Source organism: Acinetobacter sp. YH12134 (assembly GCF_013418555.1).
GTDB classification, from domain to species: domain Bacteria; phylum Pseudomonadota; class Gammaproteobacteria; order Pseudomonadales; family Moraxellaceae; genus Acinetobacter; species Acinetobacter indicus.
Genome location: NZ_VPBT01000008.1, coordinates 1 through 7,960, shown reverse-complemented (window position 1 = coordinate 7,960; position 7,960 = coordinate 1). Strand labels below are relative to the sequence as shown.

General features: G+C 35.9%; 8 protein-coding genes and 1 pseudogene. 7 read left to right on the top strand and 2 right to left on the bottom strand.

What is annotated here, in order from left to right; translation table 11 throughout:
* Positions 1-89 precede the first annotated feature (89 nt).
* From FTU69_RS14930 to FTU69_RS06900, 6 genes are all read left to right on the top strand, one after another.
* Positions 90-371 (top strand): surface-adhesin E family protein, encoded by a 282-nt coding sequence (locus FTU69_RS14930; protein WP_373685087.1) that lies wholly within the window; start codon positions 90-92, stop codon positions 369-371.
* A 245-nt stretch (positions 372-616) separates the two neighbouring features.
* Positions 617-1,321 carry an IS6-like element IS1008 family transposase gene (locus FTU69_RS06920; protein WP_043963410.1) on the top strand — a complete coding sequence of 235 codons (705 nt, stop codon included), beginning with the start codon at positions 617-619 and terminating at the stop codon, positions 1,319-1,321.
* A gap of 39 nt (positions 1,322-1,360) precedes the next feature.
* Positions 1,361-1,726: a RepB family plasmid replication initiator protein gene (locus tag FTU69_RS06915; protein WP_218944957.1), complete on the top strand. Its 366-nt coding sequence runs from the start codon at positions 1,361-1,363 to the stop codon at positions 1,724-1,726.
* A gap of 1,083 nt (positions 1,727-2,809) precedes the next feature.
* Positions 2,810-3,148: a hypothetical protein gene (locus FTU69_RS06910; RefSeq protein WP_114237945.1), complete on the top strand. Its 339-nt coding sequence runs from the start codon at positions 2,810-2,812 to the stop codon at positions 3,146-3,148.
* 136 nt (positions 3,149-3,284) lie between these two features.
* Entirely contained in the window at positions 3,285-4,085 is an 801-nt protein-coding gene (locus FTU69_RS06905; RefSeq protein WP_114237944.1) for a DUF2310 family Zn-ribbon-containing protein, read from the top strand.
* A 241-nt stretch (positions 4,086-4,326) separates the two neighbouring features.
* Positions 4,327-5,031, top strand: coding sequence for an IS6-like element IS1008 family transposase (locus FTU69_RS06900; protein ID WP_043963410.1), 705 nt, complete (start codon positions 4,327-4,329; stop codon positions 5,029-5,031).
* Between the two features lie 125 nt (positions 5,032-5,156).
* On the opposite strand, the gene FTU69_RS06895 is transcribed toward FTU69_RS06900, so the two are convergent.
* Together FTU69_RS06895 and FTU69_RS06890 are read right to left on the bottom strand one after the other, a co-directional pair.
* Positions 5,157-6,365: an ATP-binding cassette domain-containing protein gene (locus FTU69_RS06895; RefSeq protein ID WP_180103632.1), complete on the bottom strand. Its 1,209-nt coding sequence runs from the start codon at positions 6,363-6,365 to the stop codon at positions 5,157-5,159.
* A 52-nt stretch (positions 6,366-6,417) separates the two neighbouring features.
* On the bottom strand, positions 6,418-7,293 hold the full coding sequence (locus FTU69_RS06890) for an SDR family oxidoreductase (RefSeq protein WP_078081115.1): 876 nt from the start codon (positions 7,291-7,293) through the stop codon (positions 6,418-6,420).
* A 73-nt stretch (positions 7,294-7,366) separates the two neighbouring features.
* On the opposite strand from FTU69_RS06890, the pseudogene FTU69_RS06885 reads away from it, so the two are divergent.
* Positions 7,367-7,735: pseudogene (locus tag FTU69_RS06885) on the top strand (IS1-like element ISAba3 family transposase); the annotation flags it as partial.
* Between the last annotated feature and the right edge of the window lie 225 nt (positions 7,736-7,960).

Sequence of the window (7,960 nt, the reverse complement as noted above, 5' to 3'; positions counted from 1 at the left end):
TTTAACAACCATTTGGAGATTTTATCCATGATTTAGCCATTGTTTTGCTTATTTCATTGCCATTCTTTGTTTTTTTTCGGTTTGGTGGTATGCCTCGAGCAAAGGGGCTGTTTCGTGCAAAGGTCTCTAGTACAAAGAATCCCAAAATAACAAGAGCTTGGGTAGAAACCGAGTTTAAAGAGGAGAAGAATAGGTCAACAGTTCTATATGAGATAGATTGCGAACAAGAAAAATTCCGAAGACTAGGAGGAGTTATGTACAAAGAAGTAACAGGTGATCCAATAGCTATGGAACCTACAAAAGAAGAATATATAATTCCAAATACAAATCTAGATACGCTTAAAAGGGAGGTATGTACAGGAAAATATTAGAAAAACTTGAGAGATTTGGGGGATCAGAGAATTATTGTAGTTATCCTGATCTAAATGACAATTCAAGAGTAAAGATAGAAAAAATTTGTTATTTAATTTAGGGCGGCACTGTCACACGAGGGTGTAAATAATTCTGTGTAAATACAGTTTTATTTACAGTCTCTAAAGCTCCCTTTTTATAGGGCACTGTTGCAAATAGGCTGACATGATAAGCTAAATATCTTATTTATTTCGAGATACAGCAGATGAATCCCTTCCACGGTCGGCACTTTCAAGGTGAAATCATTCTTTGGGCTGTTCGTTGGTATTGTAAATATGGCATCAGCTATCGTGAACTTCAAGAAATGCTCGCTGAACGAGGCATAAATGTGGATCACAGTACAATTTATCGTTGGGTTCAGCGTTATGCTCCAGAAATGGAAAAACGGTTACGCTGGTATTGGCGTAACCCTACAGATTTACATTCATGGCATATGGATGAGACTTATATCAAAGTGAAGGGGCGATGGACTTACCTGTATCGTGCAGTTGATCAACGTGGTCATACGATTGACTTTTACCTTTCCGCTAGACGGAACAGTAAATCAGCCTATTGTTTTTTAGGAAAGATCTTCAATACGGTGAAAAAATGGCAAATTCCACGGGTCATCAATACAGATAAAGCAGCGACCTATGGCCATGCTTTATCACGGTTAAAGCGAGAAGGAAAATGTCCAGTAGATATTGAGCACAGGCAGATTAAGTATAAAAATAATGTCATTGAATGTGATCATGGTAAGTTAAAGCGAATCATCAGGGCCACATTAGGATTCAAATCTATGAAGACTGCTTATGCCACAATTAAAGGTATTGAAGTCATGCGTGCACTACGTAAAGGACAAGCATCGTCATTTTATTATGGTCAGCCTCAGGGTGAAGTGTGTCTAATCAACAGGGTTTTCGGTCTCTAAGCACTTTTTAAAGGGAACATCATCGACTCAAATCTCTATTTGCAACAGTGCCGTCAAATTAACGAACACACGGATATTATTGCTGAATATGAGCAACACAAGCAAGGTCGCACTATTACAGGATTTACCTTTAAATTTAAACAAAGAACCAAGCCCAAAACGGTAAAAGCTGAAAAGACAGAGCGTGATCCACATACAGTAGATATGTTTATAACCATGACCGATAATCAACGCTTTGCCTTCGCTAAAAAAATATCTCAATTACATGAGGCATCGTATTTGGCACAAGGGCAAGCAGGTCGAAGTTACGATGTGTTTGCTGAACAAATTGCTGAAGCATTATTAGATAGTGAAAAGCAGAAAGTATATTTACCCTTCTTATCGAAATTAGGGTTTAAATTTTAAGATTTTTATTCGCTGTTTACAGGTTGTGGTAGAAGTAGTCCTTGATATCAAAAACAAAAATTATTTTAAGGGAATAAAGGCTTCTGACTATCACCAAATGATAAGTTATCTGAGTTCTATTCAGTGAAAAACTGCTATATTAGGGGTCAGCACAGAAAACGGAAATTATAGGGCGGTAAGTACATTTATTTACTTCTATGTAGTTGTTATTTAAGAACTTCGTTAAAAATCTTTCAATTAAATTGCATGTTGCCAATCTCTAGCAGACAGGCAAAGCATAAAAATATAAATCTTTGATTTTAATAAATTAATTAGTCGACAAAATTCCTTGTCGTACTATTTTCTCCAAATTCTGGGGTAACCCCTATCAAATCAAAAACTCGATGATATGCGTCATTTAGTTGATCAAATACCTTCTTACGGCAGTCAATCTATACCTAAAATAAACGATCCTAGTTGGGAGGGGTTATTAGATGATCGGAGAATATCTTGGAATATGAACGACATCACCATAATAGAAAGGCTAGTACTTATTTATTATACTTTTAGTATGAAGGTTCTTAGTGTTTTCAATCAAGAATTTGCAGAGAGAGGAGTTTCTTTTTCATACTCTGATTAGTATGCCTATGGCAAACCAATTTCACTGCTTCGGTACCCTAGTGAGGACTAGAACCTTAGGCTGTAGGCTAATGATATTGGTATATTGAGTTATTTAGGTAGTCGCGGTGTACTTCATGGTGTATAGAAAGTTAGTTTTTCGAGCTAATAAAGCCATTTTGACAAAATTTAAGAAGTATTTTAGAAAACTAGATAGTTACACAGAATTTAGGGTAGTCTCAAAATGAAAGTTATAACTAATGGTTCTTTAACATCTTCTAATTCCTTTGGTGAAAAATAAGATTCCATTTTATGCTTAACTCTCAACTTTTTTTCGCTAAATCATTTATTTTACGAAGGTTAGACTTTCAATATTAAACTTACAATTCTTGTAATACAGCCATTCCAATAGGCTTAAGAAGTTGAGAGTGGCATTTCTTGCATAGAATTATTTTGTATTAAATAAAATAACTAAAGGTTTGGCTCGTGAAGATCTCAATAAGAAAACTGTATGTAATTAGCTTAAGTGCATTAATTACTGTGGCTTGTTCCAGTCAAAGTGAATCAGAAGGGATGCTAATTATAAATAACAAAACCTCCGAAGATATAACTAAGGTTAATTTAACTTATAAAACCACTAATAAATCAGAAAATATAGGTAATTTATCTCCTAATCAATCATTTAAGTATCCTATAAAATATTCTGACACCGAAGACTCTATAGTAATTACATATACTGATAGTAATAATACAGTGCATAAGGATGTAGCTGTTCCTTATTTCGGTAAATATGATAAGAAAAATTATAGTTATAATATCAAGTAGTTTAAGTATTATTAATATTTAGAGTGTACGGCATTGACGGTATAGGTTAAATTGACACTACAAGACAGCACTTTAACCAATTTCAACAGCAACATCCCCAAATATATTTAATATAAATTAAGCATGAGATATAAAAATGCACGCCTTTGATATTATCATACCCCAATATACAGGTATCGCTGAAGATGATGATAGCCACGACCATGATGTATTTTGTTATTTAGGAAATTTAGAAGGCAACGGACAAATATTACCCCGTAACCATCATTTAGCTGTTAGCCAAAATGATATTACTCGCGTGACTGTGGTGTGTCCTGAAATGGATGCCCTTGACCGTAAAAATATGAACAGCTATGCCCAAGAAATGCACAATAAAATCGAACAGTTAGCAGGTAAACCCATTCAAACCTTGTATATCGGAGAAGACCATGACTATCCTCTTCCCCGTTATGCCGTACCAACGCAATCTGAATTTTACATGTTGCGTTGGGGCTGGAGTTCGCCTTTACTAGATGGAGTAACCTTACAAGGCATTCCTCTATATAAAATCCCATATACCCAACCTGATCACCCTTGTTATGATAATGTGTGGTCATGGTATCGTCAGGCTGAAGCGTTATATCGTTTGTGGCTTGGTTCTCAACCAGTAAGTGAAGCCTTTGCCTTAGAGCAAATGCAAAATCCCAATTCTGAGCATAGCAAAATAGGTCGAGAATTGTGCCGTATCATTGAACAAAGCACAGGTGTACCCACCTATTATTTTCTAATGAATTACCGTGATTGGACACAGGCAGAAGATATGGAACAAAAATGTCCACTGACAGGGCAGGATTGGCTATTGCCTGCCAATACCTATCACTATATTGATTTTAAATGCGATGAGAGTCGTTTGGTGAGTGAGTTGAGTCAAAATTGGTCGGATGAAAGCGAGGACTGACCGAATGAAAAATTATTTGTGGTAAGCTCATAAAGCCTATCAAGCATAGAGATAAAAATAACACCCAAACTATCTGTAACCAACCGTGAATCGTCTCGATATTTTCGGAGAGTGTTTTACTGGAATCAGGTACAGGACAAGTTTATTTTCAGTATACCCTAGCGGAACCACCTAAAAAGGCACTGTTGCAAATAGGCTGACATGATAAGCTAAATATCTTATTTATTTCGAGATACAGCAGATGAATCCCTTCCACGGTCGGCACTTTCAAGGTGAAATCATTCTTTGGGCTGTTCGTTGGTATTGTAAATATGGCATCAGCTATCGTGAACTTCAAGAAATGCTCGCTGAACGAGGCATAAATGTGGATCACAGTACAATTTATCGTTGGGTTCAGCGTTATGCTCCAGAAATGGAAAAACGGTTACGCTGGTATTGGCGTAACCCTACAGATTTACATTCATGGCATATGGATGAGACTTATATCAAAGTGAAGGGGCGATGGACTTACCTGTATCGTGCAGTTGATCAACGTGGTCATACGATTGACTTTTACCTTTCCGCTAGACGGAACAGTAAATCAGCCTATTGTTTTTTAGGAAAGATCTTCAATACGGTGAAAAAATGGCAAATTCCACGGGTCATCAATACAGATAAAGCAGCGACCTATGGCCATGCTTTATCACGGTTAAAGCGTGAAGGAAAATGTCCAGTAGATATTGAGCACAGGCAGATTAAGTATAAAAATAATGTCATTGAATGTGATCATGGTAAGTTAAAGCGAATCATCAGGGCCACATTAGGATTCAAATCTATGAAGACTGCTTATGCCACAATTAAAGGTATTGAAGTCATGCGTGCACTACGTAAAGGACAAGCATCGTCATTTTATTATGGTCAGCCTCAGGGTGAAGTGTGTCTAATCAACAGGGTTTTCGGTCTCTAAGCACTTTTTAAAGGGAACATCATCGACTCAAATCTCTATTTGCAACAGTGCCCAAAAAAGATTGAAAACCATTTTAAAGCTTTCGACTTAACCTTTTTTTACATCAATAATGGCTTCATTTAATGTCAGCATACTTTTTGAAACACCACCTGATTTTCTTGTACACTGTCAGACAAGACAGACTCCAGTAAAGTTTTATCTGGCTGCAAATTTTCAAACTCTTGGTACAGATAACCAATTTTTAATTTCGGTACAGCATAGATCCCTTCATACTTATTTCTGATTAAAGAAAAAAGAGTAGATTTACCACTTCCATTATCCCCCAATACAGCAACTTTTTGTTTGTTTCGGATTTCAAAAGAGGCATGATTAAAAATCAAATGATTATCATATCCAAAAGTTACTTCTTCACCACGAATTAATATTTTATTTTTCGGGGGATTTGTTAGCTCAAAATTAATTCGAATATTTGCCTGTTCTTCGACTTGTTCTTTTACATCTAACTGCTCTATTCGTGATTGCACGGCTTTTGCTTGCTTTGCTATTGCTTTTTGTCGCCCTCCAAAAGACTTGTAAGTAGATATGAAACTTCTAGCTCTAATTTCAGAATTACTCATATTCCTTGGCTTATCTGTTATCGCTTCAGCTTGCCTTTTTTTCTGCAAATAAGCTTCCTCTAGTTGCTTTTTCTTTGCTTGATAATTTTCATATTCTCTTTTCTCAGTGTGAATTTGATGTTCCTTCTGCTGTTTATATGCAGTATAATTCCCGTCAAAACAGTTAATGGTATTGTTGTCAATCTCAATAATTCGATTACACAATTCATCTAATAAATTTGTATCGTGGCTAATAATCATCATTGTGTTATATTTTCCTAAATTTCGCTTTAGCAATTGAATCCCTTTAGTATCTAAATTCGCTGTTGGTTCATCTAGTAAAAGTATTGAACTACTCTTAGAAAAAGTCTCAGCTAAACGTAAACGAGTTTTTTCCCCACCACTGAACCAACCTTCAGATATTGTTGAGCTGGAGCGAAATTCTTTCAATTGCCAAGAATCTACTGATTCGTGGTATTGACCGAATTGTTTATAATAAGAGATATCTCCCTTAACCTCAACATTTCCCTTGTCAGGAGCTATATCATTGTTAATGATCTCCAACAACGTCGTTTTTCCACTTCCGTTTAACCCGACTACACCAATAATATCGTTCTTAAAAACAGTTAATTTATCAAAAGTAAAAAGAAGCTTGCCTCCAAAATATTTTTCTATTCCTCTCATTTTTATCAATTCCATACAATCGCCTCCCTTTCTAGCGATTAAGTTAATAAACATATTAAATCATTAATTAGTTTTTGTAGTTTAGAGAGTTTATTTCTTAGGGTTTCTATTCCTCAATTATTCCGTATCCTTCTGGTGCAGGAATCCCATGTTCCGAAGAACGACTGACTGATTCCCACTCTTTCCATGTAAATATACGTTTTTCTGCATTTTCAACAGCTAAATCATATACAAGGCTTCCCAGAACTAATCGGAGAGGCGGATTCTCACTATTAACCAGTTTCATTATAGCTTCGGCGGCTAACTTAGGATCACTATCCACCGATTCGTTTGAATATTGTTGGGCCAACTTTTCACGTAATGAATCATACTCTTTTTTCTGTGTAGTAAAACTCATTTTTAAGTATAGATTCGTCCAGTAACCTCCAGGTTCTACGATAGATACTTTTATACCAAAATGTGCAGCTTCTTGTGCTAAAGCCTCGCTAAATCCTTCTAAAGCAAATTTACTAGCGCTATAGATTCCCGACATTGGACCACTAATCAGTCCACCAATACTAGATATCTGGATAATATGACCTGATTCTTGTGCCCGCAAGTACGGCATAACAGCTTGACTTACCCATACTGTACCGAAGAAATTAGTTTCCATTTGGCTTCTAACTTCATCTTCACTAAATTCTTCAATCATTCCCATTACCATATTCCCTGCATTGTTAATGACAATATCGAGTCTTCCAAAATGTTTAATGGCAGTTTCCACTGTAGTCGAAACAGCACTTCTATCAGTAACATCAAGACTTAAAGGAAGTAACATTCCTTCAAACTGGCATTTTAACTCATTCAGTTTTTCAATATTTCTAGCAACACCAACAACCTTCTCTCCTGACTCCAATGCTTTTTTTGTGAATTCGTATCCTAGTCCACTGCTTGCACCTGTAATAAACCACACACGTGTATTTTCATTGTTATTAAATGTCATAAATAATCTCCTCGGTAGTGTTTCAAAAAGTATGCTGAAGAAAAAGCCGATTGGATTTTGATAAAATAGAGAAATGCAAATAACTCTAGCAATCAAATGTCCAACCTGCCTCAGTGATAGTATAAAGAAAAATGGTATCAAAGTAGATGGGAAACAAAACTATCAGTGCAAAGACTGTAAACGTCAGTTTATTGGTGATCATGCACTGAGCTATCTAGGATGTAAGTCAGGTATTACTCGTAAAATATTACAGTTGATGGTCAGAGGCAGCGGTATACGAGATATTGCTGAAGTTGAGCGCATCAGTATCGGTAAAGTTTTACGTACTTTAACTGAATCAACCTATGAAATTCAGCCTCAGCAAAGTCATTATGAATCTCTCGAAGTAGATGAGTTCTGGAATTTTGTTGGAAATAAAAAGAATAAACAATGGCTTATTTTTGTTCAAAAGTCATATTTTACCTCGGAGAAACCGGACATTTTTATTGGTGAGAATATAGACACTTTAAATGGGTTCTAACACTCTCGTTTCGTATAACAGCCATTATGTTAAATAACTTTTAGAAGCTTTAGTACAAGCTTGACAGATTGTCTTATCATTATAAAATAACCTTATTCAAATCATCCTCCCAAGAGTAACGCCAATGAAGTAAGTCATTTTCTCATC